The organism is Pyruvatibacter sp. HU-CL02332 (assembly GCF_040362765.1).
GTDB lineage: Bacteria > Pseudomonadota > Alphaproteobacteria > CGMCC-115125 > CGMCC-115125 > Pyruvatibacter.
Genome location: NZ_BAABWK010000001.1, coordinates 343559 through 362908, shown reverse-complemented (window position 1 = coordinate 362908; position 19350 = coordinate 343559). Strand labels below are relative to the sequence as shown.

The following is a 19350-nucleotide window of genomic DNA, read 5'->3' as shown; positions in this document are numbered from 1 at the left end:
CCAGGGGTAGCGACCATGCTATCGGCCCTTTCCATTCGAGATATTGTTCTGATTGAGACACTTGATCTCAAGCTGAATGGCGGGCTGAGCGGCCTGACCGGTGAAACCGGTGCGGGCAAATCCATCCTTCTTGATTCACTGGGCCTTGCGACCGGCGCACGGGCTGATGCCGGGCTGGTGCGGTCTGGTGCCAAGCAGGGCAGTGCGACGGCTATCTTCGATATGCCTGAAAGCAAAGCGGTTGCCCGTGTCCTAGACGAGGCAGGCATCGAGCATGAAGGCGAGCTTATCTTGCGCCGAGTGCAAACCAGCGACGGGCGCACGCGGGCCTTTGTGAATGATCAGCCGGTCTCCGTCGCCTTGCTTCGGCAGTTGGGCGATATGCTGGTTGAGGTCCATGGTCAGCACGATACCCATGGGCTTCTGGATGCGAGCACCCATCGCGGCATGCTGGATGCGTTTGGCGGTTTTGAAGGCAAGGTCAGCGAACTCAGCGATTTACATGGTGCCTGGCGGGAGCTGCAAAGTGAGCTCGCCCGGCTGACCGAAGAAATTGAACGCGCTCAGGCGGATGCCGACTATCTGCGTGTTGCTGTCGGTGAGCTGAATGAACTGTCGCCGGAGCCCGGCGAAGAAGTCCGGCTGGCACAGGACCGCACCTTGATGATGAGTGCGGAGAAAATCTCGACCGACCTCAGTGAGGCGCTGGATATTCTGGAGACAGACGGCGGGATTGAGACAAGGCTGTCTTCCGCCTTGCGTCGGCTTGAAACGCAACGGGAGAATGCTGCAGGGCGGCTGGATGCTGCCGTGTCAGCTCTTGATCGTGCGATTGTTGAATCCGCTGAAGCGCGTGAGCAGGTATCGGCCGCCCTTGCTGATCTGGAGTTTGACCCGGATCGGCTGGAGACCGTCGAAAGTCGACTGTTTTCGTTGAGAGCTGCGGCACGCAAGCACAGTTGCTCCGTTGATGACCTGCCGCGTATTGCTGAAAGTCTGGCTGCTCGGCTGGGCGACATTGATGGGGGAGAAGGCCGGCTTACGGAATTGCGCAAGTCAGTTGATAAAGCGCGCGATGCCTATATCGCAAAAGCCAAGGCGCTTTCTTCGGCGCGTAAGTCAGCGGCCAAGAAACTTGATGCTGCCGTGGTCAAAGAGCTTCCGCCTTTGAAACTGGACAAGGCGCGCTTTCGGACCGAGATAGACGTGTCCCCCTTTGATGAAGGTGGCCCTGAAGGGATCGACAAGGTTCGGTTTGAAGTGGCGACGAACCCCGGTGCACCCTTTGCCCAATTGGCCAAGATTGCATCTGGCGGTGAGCTTGCGCGTTTCATGCTCGCCTTGAAAGTGTCGCTTGCTGCCCGGGGTGGTGCGCCGGTGCTTGTCTTTGATGAAGTGGATGCGGGCGTCGGCGGTGCGGTGGCACAGGCGGTGGGCGACCGGTTGGCGCAGCTCGCTGAAAAAGTGCAGGTGCTTGTGGTGACTCACAGTCCGCAAGTCGCCGCACAGGCAGACAACCATCTGAAGATTGAAAAGCGTGTGAAGGGCAAGGCAAAGTCCAGCCTGCCCGCAACCCATGTCGATCATCTCGAGAGTGATGCGCGCCGGGAAGAAATCGCGCGCATGCTTGCGGGCGCCACAGTGACGGATGAAGCGCGGGCAGCGGCTGATCAGCTGATTGGAGCTGTCTCGTGAGTGCAGACAAGTCCGGCGATCTGGCTGCCATCAAGGTGCTGGATCTCACCGAAGAGCAGGCCGCTCTGGAGCTCGAACGCCTGGCACACGAAATTGCGGCGCATGATGAGGCGTATCATCACGACGACAAACCGGTCATCTCTGACGCGGCCTACGATGCCCTGCGCAAGCGCAATACGCAGATAGAGAAGTGCTTTCCGGCGCTCGTCCGGGAAGACTCGCCGTCGGGCCGTGTTGGTGCCGCACCATCTGAAAAGTTCGACAAGGTCCAGCATGCGGTTGCCATGCTCTCGCTTGGCAATGCGTTCACTGATGATGACGTGAAAGAGTTCGGCCTGCGTGTCAGTCGGTTTTTGGGCCTGAAACCGGACGAAGAGCTTGCCTATACGGCCGAACCCAAGATCGACGGCCTGTCTGCCAGCCTGCGCTACGAAAAGGGTGAGCTGGTGATGGCGGCCACCCGGGGCGATGGCTCTGAGGGTGAAAACGTCACCCGCAATGTTCAGACCATCAAGGACATTCCCCAGACGCTGAAAACCAAGTCACCGCCGGATGTCTTTGAGGTGCGCGGCGAGATTTACATGAGCCATGCAGCTTTTGCGGCCTTGAACGAGCAGCAGGAGGCGGCGGGTAAGGACCCATTCGCCAATCCGCGTAATGCGGCTGCGGGCTCCCTGCGCCAGCTTGATCCGACCATCACAGCGTCGCGCCCGCTGCAGTTTTTTGCCTATGCGTGGGGGGAGGTTTCGGACCTGCCTGCTGAGACGCAAGCAGAGGCTGTCGAGCTGCTTGGCAGCTATGGCTTTCCGATCAATCCATTGATGAAGCGATGCGTCAGCACCATGGATATGATCGCGCACTACCACGCCATCGAAGAAGCGCGGTCGTCTCTTGGTTATGACATTGATGGGGTCGTCTACAAAGTAGACCGGCTCGACTGGCAAGCGCGGCTGGGTTTCGTCACGCGCAGCCCACGCTGGGCCATCGCTCACAAGTTTCCCGCCGAGCAGGCGATCACGGTTCTCAATGACATTGAAATTCAGGTGGGGCGCACCGGCGCGTTGACGCCGGTCGCAAAGCTCGAGCCGGTCACGGTCGGCGGTGTCGTGGTGTCTAATGCGACGCTGCACAATGAAGACGAAATCGCTCGCAAGGATATCCGTATTGGCGACACGGTTGTTGTGCAGCGGGCAGGAGACGTCATCCCGCAGGTTGTGCGTGTCCTGACGGAGAAGCGCAGCGGCAAGGAAGTTGCCTTCAAGCCCCTGTCGGCCTGCCCGGTGTGTGGAAGCCATGCGGTGCGTGACATCAACGAAAAGACCGGCAAGGAAGACGTGGTGCGTCGCTGTACAGGTGGTCTTATCTGTGAGGCTCAACTCGTTCAGCGGCTCAAGCACTTTGTCGCACGCAATGCGCTGGATATTGATGGGTTAGGCGCCAAGCAGGTTGATGCGTTTCATGGGTTGGGCTGGCTGCACAGTCCTGCTGACATCTTCAAACTCAACACCCACGCGGACGAGCTTACAAAAATGGACGGGTGGGGCGAGACGTCTGTTTCCAACCTCATGGCCGCCATTGATGCACGCCGCGAACCTGACCTTGGTCGGCTGATTTATGGTCTGGGCATTCGCCATGTTGGCGCGACTACAGGTCGGCTGATGGCGCGCAGCTACGGCACGTTTGAAGCTTTTATGTCTGCCATGATTGCGGCAGGCGAAGACCGTGAAGGTGGAGCCTATCAGGAGCTTGTTGGGATCGACGGCGTTGGTGACGTGGTGGCTGATGCGCTTGTGGAGTTTTTCAATGAAGCCCGCAATCGCGAGGTCATCGACGCGCTGCTCGCAGAGGTGACGCCGCAAGAGGCAGAGGCGATTGTCGCTGACGGGTCACCGGTGGCGGGCAAGACGCTGGTCTTTACTGGCACCCTTGAAAAAATGTCCCGTGCGGAAGCCAAGGCGCGGGCGGAATCCATGGGTGCCAAGGTGTCAGGTTCTGTATCCGCCAAGACAGACCTGTTGATCGCCGGGCCGGGCGCAGGGTCAAAGCTCAAGAAGGCAGAGAGCCTGGGTGTCGAGGTCATCGATGAAGACGCCTGGATCGACATGGCCAGCCAGAACTAGATCGGCTTCACGGCCTCTTCGAGCCAGCGTAGGTCTTCCGGTGGCAGAAGTGGGCTCAGGGTTTCCAGCACGCGCGCGTGGTAATCGTTGAGCCAGGTTCTTTCGTGCTCGGACAGCAATTCCGGCAAGATCAGTGTGCGGTCAATGGGCGCGAGAGTGAGCGTCTCAAACGCCATCATGGGCCGCTCACCCCCGTCGATCTCTTCTCCAGCTGTGACGGTGACCAGATTTTCAATCCGGATGCCATACGCGCCGGTTTTGTAGAATCCCGGCTCGTTCGACACGATCATGCCGGGGTCCAGCGGCACATTGTGAGGCAGCTTGGAAATACGCTGCGGGCCTTCGTGTACGGACAGGTAGCTGCCGACGCCATGGCCTGTCCCGTGATCAAAATCGAGCCCGGCCTGCCACAGGGCATTGCGCGCCAGTACGTCCAGCTGGGAGCCGGACGTGCCCTTCGGGAAGCGCGCCATGGCTAAAGAGATATGACCCTTGAGTACGCGGGTGAACCTATCGCGTACGTCCTGCAGGTCAGGCGTGTTGGCCGGTTCGCCGATGGAAACGGTCCGGGTGATGTCTGTCGTTCCGTCCAGATATTGCGCACCAGAGTCGACGAGATAGATGTCACCGGGATTGAGTGCGCGGTCTGTTGCTTCCGTCACGCGGTAGTGAACGATGGCGCCATTGGGCCCGGCACCGGAAATGGTGTCGAACGACAGGTCCTTGAGGGCACCGGTTTCAGCTCTGAAACCTTCCAATGCCTGCGCCGCAGAAATTTCAGTGACCTGTCCCTCGGGCGCTTCACGAGACAGCCAGGCAAGGAAACGGGAAACAGCGGCCCCATCGCGCACATGGGCGGCGCGGGTGCCGGCAACTTCTGCTTCGTTCTTGCGTGCTTTTGGCAGGACGCAGGGGTCGTCTCCGGACCGAATGACAGCGCCCGCATCGACCAGCCTTTGCCGGATCCAGTCCGCTGCACTCATGAGATCGAGGCGGATTTCTTTCTTGGCGGCACCGAGTTCGTCCAGCGCTTCTTTCAGACGGCCCGGCGCATGCAGCGTGACCTTGTTGCCAAGGTGTGATCGCGTCTGCGGCGTGAGCTTGCGGTCATCCACAAAAAGGTCGGCGTGGCCGTCTTCATGCAGGATGGCAAAGGACAGGGGCAGGGGTGTGTGTGAGACGTCGCTCCCACGAATGTTGAATAGCCAGGCGATGGAATCCGGCTGGGTCAGAACGGCTGCATGAACGTCTGCGTGTTCCAGTATGTCCGAGACGCGGGCCAGCTTGGTTTCGTGATCTTCCCCGGCGTGCTCAAGGGGATGCGGAACAACTTCGCCATAGGGGACTGGTGGCTGATCCGCCCAGACTTCGTCAATCAGATTGTCGGTACATGGCACCAGCTCGGCGCCGACCTTTTTGCAGGACTTGCGCAGGCGATCAGCGGCGGCGGCCGTATGCAGCCACGGGTCAAATCCAAGCCGAGCCCCATGGGTGAGGTTTTCCTCGATCCAGCGGGTCGCGGGCTCGTCCACCAGATGCTGGGCATCGAAGATGGACATGTCCACCTGATCACGCACCTGAAGGGTGTAGCGGCCATCAATGAAAATGGCGGCTTTGTCCTTGAGGACAATCGCCATGCCAGCGGACCCGCCAAAACCGGTCAGCCATTTCAGGCGCTCGGCGTGGGGTGGCACGTATTCGCCCTGATGCTCATCCGAACGCGGAATGATGAAACCATCCAGCCCGTGGCGGGCCATGGCGTCGCGTAGCAGCGCTACGCGGGGTGCCCCGACAGTTGGGTCCGGGTTGTCTGAGAAAATCTGGTAACCGATTGCCTGATCCATACTCTCTATTTAGGCGCAAAGGCGGATCAGGCCAAGCGGACTATCGCTGCAGGAGCAGGGTCATCCATTCACCAAGGGGATAGCGGGCGCCGATCACAAAGCCCTGCCCTCGATAGGTCGCCTCAACGGCCCGCGACTGGTGCCTTAGAAGCCCGGAGAGAATCACGTAGCTGCCCGGGCGGGTGAACCGCCGCATGTCCGGTGCCAGGCTGATAAGCGGCCCAGCCAGCACATTGGCCATGACGAGGCCGAACGGTGCCTGTTCGCGCACGGCCTCATGCTGGAAACCTGTTGCCTCGACGGCGTCCACCAGCGGGCCGACGCCATTTGCTTCTGCTGCTGCTTTGGCAAAGCGCACCGATGGCTCATCAATGTCGCCGCCCAGGACGGGCAGCTTGGTCACGCTGGCATAGGCAATGGACAGGATGCCCGTGCCGCACCCAAGGTCGAACACCGGGCCATCAACGCCACGCTTCAAAAGATCGTCCAGCGCCATGAGGCAGCCAGAGGTGGTGGGGTGCTGGCCGGTACCAAAAGCTTCACCGGCTTCAATCAGGAGCGAGTGGGTGCCGCCTGGGGCGGGTTCGTCATGGCTGCCGTGGATATGGAAGCGTCCGGCGCGCACCGGCTTGAGGTCTTCAAGGCCGCGCTTTACCCAGTCTTCGTTTTCCAATGGCTCCAGAGTGAAGCCCGGTTCGTGGCCCAGTGCCTGCTCGATGAGGGCACTGAAATCTGCGCGCTCGGGCTTTTCTGCCAGCAGGACAGTCACCGCATAGTCACCGCCGATTTCCTCGAAGGCTGAAACAGAGAGAACGTCCGGGTTGGTTTCGGTCAGCCAGTCGGTGGCGGTATCTGCATCTTCTCGCGTGAGCTGGATGACGGCTTGCCAGAGGTCGGGTTCTTTACTCATGGCCGCTCCACAAAACTCGCGATCACCTTTTTGGTGCCTGCTTTTTCAAATTCGACAGTCAGCTTGGTGCCTTCAATATCCTGAATGCGGCCATAGCCAAACTTTTGATGGAAGATACGCTCGCCGCGCTCAAAGCCCTCTGCATCGGGAGCTGAGGTGGCAATCAGGGTTGCCTGGGCGTCGATCATCGGCGCGCGTCTTGGTGGCGTGGCGTGATTGCCTGCCTTGGCCTTGGCGCGCTGCCAGCCGGGGCTTGAATATTCACTGCCTGCAAAGCCGCCTTCATCAAAGCGGGAGGGGCCGTAGGAATATGTGTCGCCCTGGCTTTCGACTTCAACATTTGCTTCCGGCAACTCATCGATGAAGCGTGACGGCAGGGAATTCTGCCACAGATTGTGAATGCGCCTGTTGGCGGCAAAGGAAATCTTGGCGCGCTGCTTGGCGCGCGTGATGCCCACATAGGCCAGCCGGCGTTCTTCTTCGAGGCCGGCAAGGCCGCTTTCATCGAGGGCACGCTGGTGGGGAAACAGACCTTCCTCCCAACCGGGTAGGAAGACCGTTTCAAACTCGAGGCCCTTGGCCGCGTGCAGGGTCATCAGGTTGATCTTGTCGTCGGCTTCCTGATCTTCGCGGTCCATGACCAAAGACACATGCTCAAGGTAGCCTGCCATGTTCTCGAACTGCTCCATGGAGCGGACGAGTTCCTTGAGGTTGTCCAGACGGCCTGGCGCATCAGCGGATTTGTCGTTCTGCCACATCTCGGTGTAGCCGGACTCGTCCAGGATTTGCTCAGCGAGTTCCGTATGGGGCAGGGCGGGCATCAGCTGACGCCAACGCTCAATGCTCTCCACAAAGATGGTGAGGGCGCGGCGTGCCTGTGGTTTAAGCTCTTCTGACTCAATCAGCGGACGTGCGGCACGCCAGAGCGATGTGCCCTGTGCCCGCGCTGCTTGATGAAGGGTCTGCACGGCAACATTGCCAAGGCCGCGTTTGGGTTTGTTGATGATACGCTCAAAGGCGAGATCATCGTCTGGTTGGGCAACGAGGCGGAAATAGGCGTTGGCATCTCGAATTTCGAGACGCTCATAGAAGCGGGGGCCACCGATGACGCGGTAGGGAAGGCCTAGATTGATGAAGCGGTCTTCAAACTCACGCATCTGAAACGAGGCACGCACCAGGATCGCCATCTCGTTGAGCTGGTGGTCCTTGCGCTGAAACTGCTCGATGTCTTCGCCGATGGTCCGGGCTTCTTCTTCGCCGTCCCAGACGCCGCGCACGGTCAGCTTTTCGCCGTCATTCGTGTCGGTCCACAGGGTTTTGCCAAGGCGGCCTTCATTGGCGGTGATGAGGCCAGAGGCAGCTTGCAGAATGTGGGGTGTTGAGCGGTAATTCTGCTCAAGGCGCACGACTGTTGCGCCGGGGAAGTCTTTTTCAAACTTCAGGATGTTGTCGACTTCAGCGCCGCGCCAGCCATAGATGGACTGGTCGTCATCGCCGACGCAGCAAATGTTCTTGTGGCCACGCGCGAGAAGCCGCAGCCACAGATACTGGGCGACGTTGGTATCCTGATACTCGTCCACCAGAATGTATTTGAACCGCTGCTGGTAATCCTCCAGCACTTCGGGGTGTTCCTGGAAGATGCGCAGGTTTTCCACCAGCAGGTCGCCGAAATCCACCGCATTGAGGGTTTTGAGGCGCGCCTGATACGCCGCATAGAGTTCAGCACCCTTGCCATTGGCAAAGGCGAAGCTCTCACCCTTGGGCACCTGGTCCGGGGCAAGGGCCCGGTTCTTCCAGCTGTCGATGAGGTTGGCCAGCTGGCGGGCGGGCCAGCGTTTTTCGTCGATGTCCGCTGCCTTGATGATCTGCTTCATCAAGCGCACCTGGTCGTCTGCATCCAGAATGGTGAAGTCTGATCTCAGATCGACGAGTTCGGCATGGCGGCGCAGAATTTTCGCACCCAGCGCATGGAACGTGCCCAGCCACTGCATGCCTTCCACAACGCCGCCTATGAGCGCGCCGATGCGCTGCTTCATCTCGCGCGCAGCCTTGTTGGTGAAGGTCACAGCCAGGATCTGGCCGGGCCAGGCCCGCTTTGTGTTGAGAACATGGGCAAGGCGTGTGGTGAGCACCCGTGTTTTGCCCGTGCCCGCCCCTGCGAGCACCAGAACCGGGCCATCGAGGGCTTCCACGGCCTGACGCTGCGGGCCGTTCAGGCTGTCGAGATACGGTGCAGGCGCAGAAACGCCAGCCGCCGCCCGTTCCGAAATGGACGGGCCGCGCGCTGTTTCCTCTTCAGGAATGTCGCCAAGGTCAAAAGGGTCGCTCATCAGAATCGGGAACTTAGCATGAACATGCGTCCCGGCGAGGCAGAAAGCCGCAAAACAGGAATGTCCTATTCGTGTTCTTCCCGGGAGGCTTCAACCAGCGCCTCATTGTAGGCGCGCAGGGCGTCCGCATGGCTGACTGTTCCCACGATTTCCAAGTGTTCTGAAGGTTGAACCACGGGCAATGTCTCGTGCTGTGAGGCCTCAAAGAGGGCAAGGGTCTTCTCCAGCGTGTCGCCGGTGAACAGCCGTTCGTCGTCCTCGTCCAGTTGCTGGAGCGGCGTATTGGCATCATCTGCGATGCGGCGCATGAAATCCTGAACCATGACGGTCTGCAAAATTTGCCAGCGTGGTCCGCCATAGAGCCTCAATCCACGGCGCTCGAGCTGCCAGTGGAAGAAGCTCTTGCCCAACAGACCCTGTGTCAGGGCGGTGGCAATGGAGATTGCCACCATCAAGGCGACCGTCATTTCGTAGCCGCCAGTCAGCTCAAAGGCGATGAGGAGGGTGGAGAGCGGTGCCCCAAGAACAGCACCGGCAACGGCACCCATGCCGACAATCGCGTAAACGGCATGGGTCGAGAATGCGATCTCGGGCACGGCTTGAGAGATGATCAAGCCGAATGCGCCGCCGGTCATCGCACCAAGATACAGAGCAGGCGAAAACACGCCGCCGCCAAAGCGACTGGCGACGGTAATCGCGGTGGCCAGCGTTTTTACAACGATGAGGCTCAGCAGAAGCACCAGACCAAACTGCCCCTGCAATGCAGCATCAGTGGCCGCATACCCAACGCCAAGGGCCTGAGGATACCAGATGCCGATGGCGCCTATGATCAATCCACCCAGAACAGGTCTTAGCCACAGGGGGATGGTGATCTGTCGCGCCAGCGTATCTGCCCGCATGACAGTTGCCATGAATGCCATTGCCACCAGGGCGGACACGACACCGAGCAGGGCGAAGGCTGGAAAGTCAGCCAGGCTGGTGATCATGTATTCAGGGATCACGAATGTCGGTGAGGACCCCATGTGAATACGCGCGAGAAGTGCCCCTACGACGCTGGCGATGACGATGGGGCCGGAGGCTCTTAGGGCATAGTGGCCGAGCACTACTTCGAGTGCGAACAGAACACCTGCGATGGGGGCATTGAAGGACGCGGCAACCGCTGCTGCCGCACCGGCAGCAAGCAGGGTGCGCAGATGTGTTGGCGTAAAGCCGAAACGCTCACCCAGAAACGAGCCAAGGGTCGCTCCCAAATGTACGGCGGGCCCTTCGCGACCAGCACTTGCGCCGCCGCCCAATGAAATGACCGACACAATGGCGCTGCCAAGGCCCTTCCACAGGGGTAGCCGCCCCGCGCCGACGGCACGGGCTTCAATAACGTCCGCGACGCCTTCTGCGCGATTGCCGGGCTGAATGTAAGTCAGCCACAGGCCGACAATCAGTCCCGCGGTGGTGGGCCCTGCGATGATTAGCCAGGCGGGTGTGTCCTGCAGAATCCGAAAGAGATTTTCCTCGGCATCTCCGAGCCACAGAAACTGGACACCGCCAATGGCCAGCCGAAATCCGATGGCCGCATAGCCCGCGAGGACGCCAACAAGCAGAGCCGCCAGCCATACTCTGGGCACAGGTGATGTGGTCGCGCGGCGCAGGGCGTGTTCGAGCCTGATGCGTCGAGAGGTTAGTGGGGCGTCACTCATGCACTCGAATTCCCTTTCTGACACATGGATAAACCGGGAAACGCCGTCATGAAAGTAAAGGCTTAACCAAAGCGCTTTTTTCAGAGCTGTTTTTGCACCCAATCTGGCGTTCCCGGAGGTCCAACGACCGCTATGGATGCGTAGGGAATAGCAGGGTCAATCGAGTTGAAGGAACTCTGGGATGGGTAATGTTGTTGAGTTTGTGCAGCAGCGGTCGGACGCTGCTGACCACACAGATGCAAAGACGGATGAGCTGGAAGAGATTGGGCAGAGGGTCGCCGGGATTGTAGAGGCGATTGAGAGGCAGAAAGTCGAGATTGCTCAGTTTCGTGCTCATATGGACAGGTTGCGCGAGGAAATGAGTTCTCTGGACGTATCTGTGCTGCGCTACCGGGAGCGCGTCGACTCAATTCCGCACCAGCGACTGCGCCAACAGGCACGCAATCTGGAAGCGATGCTTGCGCGCTGCGTACCGGAACAATCCTAAGTGCTATTTGCACTGCCCGATTGAATCCGGGCCGCAGACATAGGTGCCGTTGGTCCAGATCGCGCCGGTAAGGTCCGCGTCAAGAATATCCGTGCTGCCAAATCGGGCATTGGTCAAATCAGCGCCGCGCAGACTTGCCTTGAAAAAGCGCGTACGGCGCAGATCGGCCCCAGTCAGGTTCGCGCCGTCGAGGTTGGCACGGGTGAAATCCGCTTCCCGCAGATCAGCGTTGGTGAAGTCGGCCTGTGCTGCGCGTGCGCGCATGAATTTTGCGCGGCGGGCGTCTACATCAACAAGTGTTGCCTGAACCAGTGTTGCGCGAAGCAGGCGTGCCTCGCGCAGCTTGGCGCCGGTCAGGTCAACGCGCGACAGGGGTTTGTCTTCAAGGTAGCACCGGTGCCAGTTGACGCCGGGCAGGGCCGGGCTTTGGCAATCCGCACCAATTTGTTGTGCCTGTGCCGGCAATGTGTGTCCGGGCACAAGGAAAGCCGTCAAAACCAGGAAGAAGAGTTGGATCACGCGCTTGTCGCTCCTGCGGACTTTTTGGGAATGCCGATCACGCGGCCGACCTGCGGTTTGATGGGCAAGTCTTTGTGGGCTTCCTTCAGGGCCTGGAGTTCGGCCAGTACCCAGTCAGGCATGACAGCGGAACGCCGAGACTCCATGCTCACGTGGATACCGATCTGCTCCATGGTCGCGGCGAGGTAGCCTTCTTTTGCGTGATACATCTCCAGAAACATATGGATGCGCTTGGCATCAAAGTCGAGCAATTGGCAGGTCACTTTGATGGGGTCATGCAGGGACAATTCCTGCGCATAGGTCACATGGATCTCAGCTGTGAAGACGGAGGCCAGCTCCTTCGTGACGTAGTCCTCGCTTATGCCCACATCCATAAAAAGGGCATCCACGGCCTTGTCGAACACGGTGTTGTAAAAGGCCATGTTCATGTGGCCGTTATAGTCAATCCACTCCTCAATGACCTTCATGGGTGGAGCAATAAGCGGAGCAGTGTAGGACTTCGTGGCGGCGGTCATGTTTTTGCCTGCTATCATACCAAGTGAATTGTTGGTGCTGATCATAGGGGGAGCCACGGCCAAACCCCAAGCGGCTTAGTGGCCCATGTTCGGTACAACGCTATTAAAGTGCCCGTGAATGGGCGCTGAATGGCGAATGTTCGCAGTGGCCGTTAAGCTGGACACCACACCAGCGAGCTTTTTCAGGAGTAGGGCGTATGGATTTGCCCGATGCGTTCAAATGCCCAACTGCGCATGAGGTCATTGATGACCTGCGCCCCGCGTTTGGTGAGCGGCTTTCTACCGCGCAGGCAATCCGCGATCAGCATGGGCATGATGAAAGCTGGCACGCTGGAGCTGCCCCTGATGCGGTGGTGTTTCCCCTGACCACACAGGAAGTGTCCACGGTTGTTACCCTGTGCGCAAAACACAAGGTCCCTGTCATTCCCTTTGGAGCGGGGACGTCTCTTGAGGGGCATGTGACGGCGGTTCATGGTGGCATCGCCATTGATATGTCCCAGATGGCGAAGGTGATACGGGTTTCACCAGAAGACCTTGATTGTACCGTTGAAGCAGGCATCACCCGAAAAGCACTCAATGCCCATCTGCGCGATACAGGTCTTTTCATGCCTGTGGACCCCGGGGCGGATGCAAGCATCGGCGGCATGGTGTCAACGCGCGCGAGCGGCACCAATGCGGTTCGCTACGGCACCATTCGGGAAAACGTTTTGGGTCTGACCGTTGTCATGGCGGACGGTTCGATTGTTCGGACCGGTGGCCGTGCACGCAAATCCGCTGCGGGCTATGACCTTACGCACCTGCTTGTGGGATCCGAGGGAACGCTCGGTGTGGTAACGGAAATCACATTGCGTTTGCATGGCATCCCGGAAGATGTGGGCGCGGCTACATGCACGTTTGAAAGTGTGGATCAGGCTGTGGCAACGGTGATTGAGACGATCCAGTCGGGTATCCCGGTTGCGCGCATAGAACTCATGGATGCGGCCATGGTGCGAGCATGCAATGCGTACTCAAAACTGACACTGCCGGAGCAGCCGATGCTGTTCCTTGAGTTTCATGGCACGTCGGCGTCCGTACAGGAGCAATCGCAAAGGGTGGCCGATCTGGCGGACGCCAATGGTGGTAGCGATTTTCAATGGAGTTCGCGCGCCGAAGACCGCACCCGACTTTGGGAAGCTCGACACAATGCCTATTACTCAGCGATTGCGCTGGAGCCTGATAAGCAGGGGTTCACAACGGATGTGTGTGTGCCTGTATCGCGGCTGGCGGATGTTATTTCCGAGACGCGTGCTGACGTTGACAGTACCGATCTGATGGCCCCGTTGGTGGGGCATGTGGGGGACGGCAATTTCCATCTGATCATGCTGGTGGATCCATCGAAGCCGGACGAAGTTGCGTCGGCAAAGGCTCTGCATGAGAGACTTGTGATACGTGCTCTCGATGCGGGTGGCACCTGCACGGGCGAGCATGGCATTGGCCTTGGGAAGCGTGACTTTCTTGTGCGTGAACACGGCGATGCTGTGCCAGCCATGCGAGCGGTCAAACGTGCATTTGATCCGCAGGGCATCATGAATCCGGGCAAGATGCTGCCGGACGCGTAGCCCGGGTTAGCGGTCGGTGTCGGGTGTCTCGTCTAGGCGGGACGCGTCCACTAGGCGATGAAGCTTGTCCGTGGGCGCTTTGTCGCGCGCCTTCTGCTCCTTCGAGCGGCCGGATCGAACGCGGTTGGCCTCGGCCTTCCTTGCCTTTTCCGCGCGGGCTTCCTGTTTCCTGACGTGCCGCGGCTTGCTGGTCGTCGTTTTGGCTCGTTTTACAGAGGCCAGATCGACCACATTTTCAGGCTGATTGTCTTTATCCGTCACAATGAGCGATATCCCAATGAGAATGGCTCTCAAATTTCGCCAAAAATCGCGTAAATATTTGGCCTTCGAGCCTGAGTAGCGTATTCCGGATGCAGGGAAATGCGAAGGCGTGGGGCCGTTTGTGCGGTTGTGGCCTTTGATGCCGGTGGGGAGAAAGTGTTGCGGTCTATCTGGTCCTACGCAGGGTTGGCACTTGCACTCATTGTGGCTGCAATTCTGATTGTCCCTGGATTTCTCGATTGGAGCCGCTATGCCGGTTTGATCGAAGCTCAGGCAGAGGCGGTGACTGGCCGGGATGTCACGATTTCCGGTGATGTCCGGATTTCACTTCTTCCAACACCAAAGCTGACGCTAGGCCGCATGACCATCGCCAACGCGCCGGGCGCCACGGCACCTCACATGGCTGAGATAGAGAGCATGACGGCGGAGTTGTCTGTCGGCTCCCTTTTCAGAGGTGATCTGAACATCAGCCGCCTGTCCATGAAGCAACCCATGCTCTGGCTTGAGGAAACACCCGAGGGGCGCGGCAACTGGCTCTTCCAAAATGGTCATTCGGAGAACAGCGAGGGTGAGGCGACCGTTACGAAGAGTGAGCCCGATAGCGCCGTACGTGATGCCCTTGATGTCCTGCCGCCTTTGACAATCGGTGAGATTGAAATTGAAGAGGGGCAGATCGGGCTGCGCAATCTTGGCATCGGTACCGACGTTGAAATTACCTCCATCAACGCGCTGGTGGGTGCCAGCAGTCTCAATGGTCCCTACAAGGCGAAAGGCACTGGTGTGTTTGTGGGCGAACCAGCGGATTTTCTGGCGACACTCGGCGAGGTGTCATCTGAGAAAGCGTATCCGGCCAATGTCTCACTAACGTTCAAGGATGCAGAAGCCGCTTTCAGTGGCATTGTTACCGGTCGTGGCGCCGACATACGGTTTGATGGTGCGGTGAGTGCAAATGCGGCAGCTGGACTTGCCCCGTCTCTGGGTGCGCTAACTGCAGGTCAGCCTGTGGCCCTGTCAGCGGGCGTGGTGGCAACGCCGGGCGGTATCACGCTGCGCGAGATCGAGGCAGAGGCTGGAGCTGTTTCGCTGACCGGTGAATTCGTTGCGACGGCTGGTCCAAGTTTTACCGTTGAGACGGATGCGGTTCTCAACCGGCTGGACTTCACGGGATTTGATACAGCTGGCCTTCCTCTCACAATGACGTCCGTTGCCAATGCGATCCAGACGACGATCGAACAGGCACCTGCAGGGGCCTATCGGTTGATGGTTGAAGACGTCCGTTTGCCGTCCAACCGCTTGTCAAACCTGGAGCTTTCAGCAGAAGCTGGCGGAGACACGATATCCGTCAAATCCCTGACTGTGCAGTTGCCGGGGGATGCCGAGGCGAATGCTGAGGGTGCTTTGTCCATTGGTGGGGAAGGGGCCTATTTCTCTGGCGATGTCTCTATTCGTGGCAACAAGACCTCAGAGTTGGTCAGTTGGCTGAATGAAGGTTCCGTGCCGCACATTTTCTCAGAGCAGCCTCTTGAGAAGGTGGCGGCCAAAGCATCCGTTTTCCTCACGCCAGCTCGCGTCAGCCTCGACAAGCTCTTTATCGATCTGGATGGCGGATTGATATCAGGCCAACTTGCCACGTCATTTGAGGAGCGCCCGCAGGTGGAGGTGGCTCTCGACATCGAGAAAATTGCTCTGCCTACGGATAACCTGCCTGTCGTGGGAAAAATTGTTCCCGGTCGGCCTGTGGATCTGGGGTTTGATGGCAATGTTGCTTTCAATGTTGCCGCCCTGGATGCGGGGCCCGTTCATCTGGAAAGCGTATCGCTGAAACTTGAGGCCAACGACACGGATGTGACTGTTAGCGAGTTGTTGTTCAAAAGTGCTCAGGGAGCAAGCGCCACGCTGTCAGGTCAGTCGTCCGCTACACAGGGCCAGTATCAGGCAACGTTGACGGCCCCAAGCGTTGCCTCGCTTGACGGGCTATTGCCCTTGCCGAAAGCATCACTGGACAGCCTTTCCTCCCTCTCCATGAGCGCGCAGGCGCAGTGGCCTGACGAGGCCGCACTAGGTGATGCAGCCAATAGCCGGTTGGAAACAGTCGGTTTTTCGGTTCTTGGTCGGGCGGGTGATGTGCGCGTCGAGACCGAGGGACAGTTTTCGCCTGGCCAGAATGGCAATTTGGATGCGGCGTACTCGGTTACCACGACTTTTGGCGCTGACCAGTGGCAAAAGCTGGTGCGGGTGGGGGCTGCCTTCATGGCTCTTTCCGGCGATACAGCAGAACAGGCTGAAGCAGGCGGGCAAGACCAGTTGCCCAAAAGCGCTGCGGATACACCCCAAACGGTCACTGCTGTGGTTGAGGGGACGGTGGGGACACCGGCCATTGTGGCGATACAGGCATCGACGGCAGGTATGACCGGGACAGTCGCCGGGCAGGTGGATTTTGGCCAGTCGCCAACCCGATTTGATCTTGATGTCGCTTTTGATACGCCGATCGCGCAAGCGGTGGCGCAGGCGGCCGGGCACTATCTTGGCGATATCAGTTCCATAGATATCACCGGCGGCTTGGCGTTTGACGGCTCGGGCTACGATATCGGTGCAACATCTGTGCGCATTGAAGGTGCTGACGGTGCTTTTGATGCGGACATAAACGGGCGTCTTGCGCCGGCTGAAGAGCGTCCTGCCGGCTCGCTGGTAGTTACGTCTCGCGAAACCGATCTGTTGCTGCTCTCCCGCCTTATCGACGGCACCTATTTTCGAGTGCCGGAAACGTCAGACGAAGCAGAAGCAGACAGCGACTCTTATTGGAGTGCAGGTCTTCTCGACACCTCATGGCTGAACCTGGCTGACATTGATTTCTCCGTGAGCGGTGGCGGTATCTCGTTTGGGCCGCTTGTGGCTGATCAACTGGTTGTTAGCGGGCAGATAGTTGATCAGGAATTGTCGTTCTCCGACCTGCGTGCGTCTGTCTTTGGTGGCGAAGTGCGCGGTGAGCTCAATGTCAAAGCTGATGCAGGCATTGCTCTTGATATGACCGTGGCGGCGACAAACCTTGATGCTGGTCTCACGTCCGAAGCACTGGGATTTGGAACGGTAGGTACAGGGGCTGCAGCATTTGACCTCACCGCAACGGGCAATGGCCTGAGTGCACTGGCTCTGGTTTCCTCTCTCAAGGGGGAAGGCAGTTTTCAGGTCGACAGTGGCACATTGTCCGGGCTTGATCTGGCAGCGTTGTCGGATGGCCTTCAACAACTCGAAGACAGCCAGGACTTTGCATCACTGGCTGATGCCACACTTACCTCCGGCGCCACGCCCTATTCATCTATTGCAGGAAAGATTGCAATGACGGCCGGTGTTCTGCGGGCGCCGGACATTGACGTAACAGTGGATATGGCAACGGTGAAAACCGCAGCCTATGCAGACATAGGCCGCGCGGCGCTTGATACCGAAACGACTTTTACTCTCGATGCGCCTGAGGGCGCGCCGGCAGCGACCATCGTGTTTGCAGGTGATTTTTCCGATCCGGAAAGAACCGTAAACACGGTTGATCTGGAGGCCTTTGCAGGCAGGCAGCTTTTGCAAAAGGAAATAGATGCCATCGGCGGCGGCGAGTCTTCCGAGTTGCAGGTTATTCTTGATCTGGCGGAAGACCAGGAAGCAGAAAGCGCGACGCCCTAGGTTTGGTTGTCCGTCGTGCAGGCCGGAGCCTGTTTGAAGTGGGCAAGAACATGCACGCGTACCTCACTGGAAAGGCCGCGCGGGTCATCCCCGTCGCGGCCTTCATCAATCTGGCGCACCAGTTCGTTCACAGAGACTTTGCGTGTGCAGGCCATTTCTTTCAGAGCTGACCAGAACTCGGGCTCCAGGGTGATGGAGGTCCGATGTCCTGATAGCGTCACTGACCGTTTTATCTCTGCAGGCATGGCCTCATGTCCTGTATTAGGCGGATGGCCCGATCATGTTTTCAGGCCGTACGACGGCGTCAAACTCTTCTTCCGTCACAAATCCAAGGCCGACAGCCTCTTCCTTGAGGGTCGTGCCGTTCTTGTGCGCTGTCTTGGCAACCTTGGTGGCGTTGTCGTAACCGATTGTGGGGGCCAGCGCGGTCACCAGCATGAGCGACCGGCTCATGAGGTCTGCAATGTTGTCCTTGCGCGGTTCGATGCCGACCACGCAATTGTCAGTGAAGCTGACAGATGCATCTGCAATGAGCCGGATCGACTGCAGAACCGAATAACCGATCACGGGCTTGTAGACATTGAGCTCAAAGTGGCCCTGGCTGCCAGCGATGGTTGTTGTGGTGTGATTGCCCATGACCTGTGTGCAGACCATCGTGAGTGCTTCGCACTGTGTGGGGTTCACTTTGCCCGGCATGATGGACGAGCCAGGTTCGTTTTCCGGCAGTGCCAGCTCGCCGAGGCCGGAGCGGGGACCTGACCCAAGGAAGCGAATGTCGTTGGCAATCTTGAACAGGCTGACGGCCACGGTGTTGAGCGCGCCGGAAAGCTCCACCATCGCATCATGGGTACCAAGAGCTTCAAATTTATTGGGCGCTGTTTCAAAGGGCAGCTTGGTCAGGGTCGCGACTTCTTCGGCGAATTTTTCTGCAAAGCCGATCTTGGCATTGAGGCCCGTGCCGACGGCCGTGCCGCCCTGGGCAAGCTGGAAGATGGCGGGCAGCGACTGCTCAATGCGGCGAATGCCATTGTCTACCGCCGCGACATAGCCGGAGAATTCCTGGCCCAGTGTGAGTGGTGTCGCGTCCTGGGTATGGGTTCGGCCGATCTTGATGATCTCTGCCCATTCCTTTGCCTTGTCGTTGAGCGCATTGCGCAGCTTCTGCAGTGCCGGGACAAGTGCAAGGCTTGCTTCTTCCCCTGCTGCAATGTGCATGGCGGTGGGGAAGGTGTCGTTGGAAGACTGAGAGCGGTTCACATGGTCATTGGGGTGAACGGGATCTTTTGAGCCAATGACACCGCCGAGCATTTCGATGGCGCGGTTGGCGATGACTTCGTTGGCGTTCATGTTGGACTGGGTGCCGGAGCCCGTCTGCCAGACCACGAGGGGGAAGTTGTCGTCGAACTTGCCTTCAGCCACTTCAAGGCCGGCGGCAGCGATCGCATCACCGGTTTTCTTGTCGATGTTGTCCAGTGCGATATTGGCAAGGGCGGCGGAGCGCTTGACGATGCCCAGGGCACGGACAAGCGGCTTTGGCATGGTCTCGGTGCCGATCTTGAAATTGCCAAGCGAGCGTTGCGTCTGAGCGCCCCAGTATTTTTCGGAAGGGACTTCCAGCGGGCCAAAGCTATCGGTCTCGGTGCGCGTGCTCGTCATGGTGTGTGCTTCTCGTCTGGCTGTTAATCGAAACGGCCAGCGGTTTAGC

Annotated in this window: 14 protein-coding genes; 5 read left to right on the top strand and 9 right to left on the bottom strand. The window is 58.9% G+C overall.

All coding sequences use genetic code 11. The features are described from left to right. Positions 1-15 precede the first annotated feature (15 nt). Together recN and ligA are read left to right on the top strand one after the other, a co-directional pair. Positions 16-1695 (top strand): DNA repair protein RecN, encoded by a 1680-nt coding sequence (gene recN / locus ABXH05_RS01765; RefSeq protein WP_353559511.1) that lies wholly within the window; start codon positions 16-18, stop codon positions 1693-1695. Beyond that, on the top strand, positions 1692-3815 hold the full coding sequence (gene ligA / locus ABXH05_RS01760; protein WP_353559510.1) for an NAD-dependent DNA ligase LigA: 2124 nt from the start codon (positions 1692-1694) through the stop codon (positions 3813-3815). The genes recN and ligA overlap by 4 nt, the downstream gene beginning before the upstream one ends. Here the strand turns inward: ligA and ABXH05_RS01755 are convergent. The 4 genes from ABXH05_RS01755 to ABXH05_RS01740 form a co-directional block, all read right to left on the bottom strand. Then, positions 3812-5659, bottom strand: a complete 1848-nt coding sequence (locus ABXH05_RS01755) for an aminopeptidase P family protein (RefSeq protein WP_353559509.1) — start codon at positions 5657-5659, stop codon at positions 3812-3814. The two genes, ligA and ABXH05_RS01755, sit on opposite strands and share 4 nt — an antisense overlap. Positions 5660-5699: 40 nt before the next feature. Further along, complete coding sequence (locus ABXH05_RS01750; RefSeq protein WP_348138577.1) at positions 5700-6569, bottom strand: 50S ribosomal protein L11 methyltransferase; 870 nt, start codon at positions 6567-6569, stop codon at positions 5700-5702. Continuing rightward, entirely contained in the window at positions 6566-8899 is a 2334-nt protein-coding gene (locus tag ABXH05_RS01745) for an ATP-dependent helicase (protein WP_353559508.1), read from the bottom strand. The genes ABXH05_RS01750 and ABXH05_RS01745 overlap by 4 nt, the downstream gene beginning before the upstream one ends. 65 nt (positions 8900-8964) lie before the next feature. Beyond that, a complete protein-coding gene (locus tag ABXH05_RS01740) occupies positions 8965-10593 on the bottom strand; it encodes a chloride channel protein (protein WP_353559507.1) in 1629 nt (542 codons plus the stop codon). 181 nt (positions 10594-10774) lie between these two features. Here ABXH05_RS01740 and ABXH05_RS01735 point away from each other — a divergent pair, with 181 nt between their 5' ends. Further along, positions 10775-11080 carry a hypothetical protein gene (locus tag ABXH05_RS01735; RefSeq protein WP_353559506.1) on the top strand — a complete coding sequence of 102 codons (306 nt, stop codon included), beginning with the start codon at positions 10775-10777 and terminating at the stop codon, positions 11078-11080. A gap of 3 nt (positions 11081-11083) precedes the next feature. Here ABXH05_RS01735 and ABXH05_RS01730 read toward each other — a convergent pair whose 3' ends face one another. Further along, positions 11084-11599: a pentapeptide repeat-containing protein gene (locus tag ABXH05_RS01730; protein WP_353559505.1), complete on the bottom strand. Its 516-nt coding sequence runs from the start codon at positions 11597-11599 to the stop codon at positions 11084-11086. Further along, on the bottom strand, positions 11596-12114 hold the full coding sequence (locus ABXH05_RS01725) for a thioesterase family protein (RefSeq protein WP_353559504.1): 519 nt from the start codon (positions 12112-12114) through the stop codon (positions 11596-11598). The genes ABXH05_RS01730 and ABXH05_RS01725 overlap by 4 nt, the downstream gene beginning before the upstream one ends. Before the next feature lie 197 nt (positions 12115-12311). Between ABXH05_RS01725 and ABXH05_RS01720 the strand changes: the two genes are divergently transcribed. Further along, positions 12312-13712 (top strand): FAD-binding oxidoreductase, encoded by a 1401-nt coding sequence (locus ABXH05_RS01720; protein WP_353559503.1) that lies wholly within the window; start codon positions 12312-12314, stop codon positions 13710-13712. 6 nt (positions 13713-13718) lie between these two features. On the opposite strand, the gene ABXH05_RS01715 is transcribed toward ABXH05_RS01720, so the two are convergent. Then, a complete protein-coding gene (locus ABXH05_RS01715; protein WP_353559502.1) occupies positions 13719-13973 on the bottom strand; it encodes a DUF4169 family protein in 255 nt (84 codons plus the stop codon). Between the two features lie 99 nt (positions 13974-14072). Here ABXH05_RS01715 and ABXH05_RS01710 point away from each other — a divergent pair, with 99 nt between their 5' ends. Beyond that, a complete protein-coding gene (locus tag ABXH05_RS01710; protein ID WP_353559501.1) occupies positions 14073-17645 on the top strand; it encodes an AsmA family protein in 3573 nt (1190 codons plus the stop codon). Here the strand turns inward: ABXH05_RS01710 and ABXH05_RS01705 are convergent. Both ABXH05_RS01705 and fumC read right to left on the bottom strand, forming a co-directional pair. Continuing rightward, on the bottom strand, positions 17642-17890 hold the full coding sequence (locus ABXH05_RS01705; RefSeq protein ID WP_353559500.1) for a ribbon-helix-helix domain-containing protein: 249 nt from the start codon (positions 17888-17890) through the stop codon (positions 17642-17644). The genes ABXH05_RS01710 and ABXH05_RS01705 overlap by 4 nt on opposite strands. Positions 17891-17906: 16 nt before the next feature. Further along, complete coding sequence (gene fumC / locus ABXH05_RS01700; RefSeq protein ID WP_353559499.1) at positions 17907-19301, bottom strand: class II fumarate hydratase; 1395 nt, start codon at positions 19299-19301, stop codon at positions 17907-17909. Positions 19302-19350 lie beyond the last annotated feature (49 nt).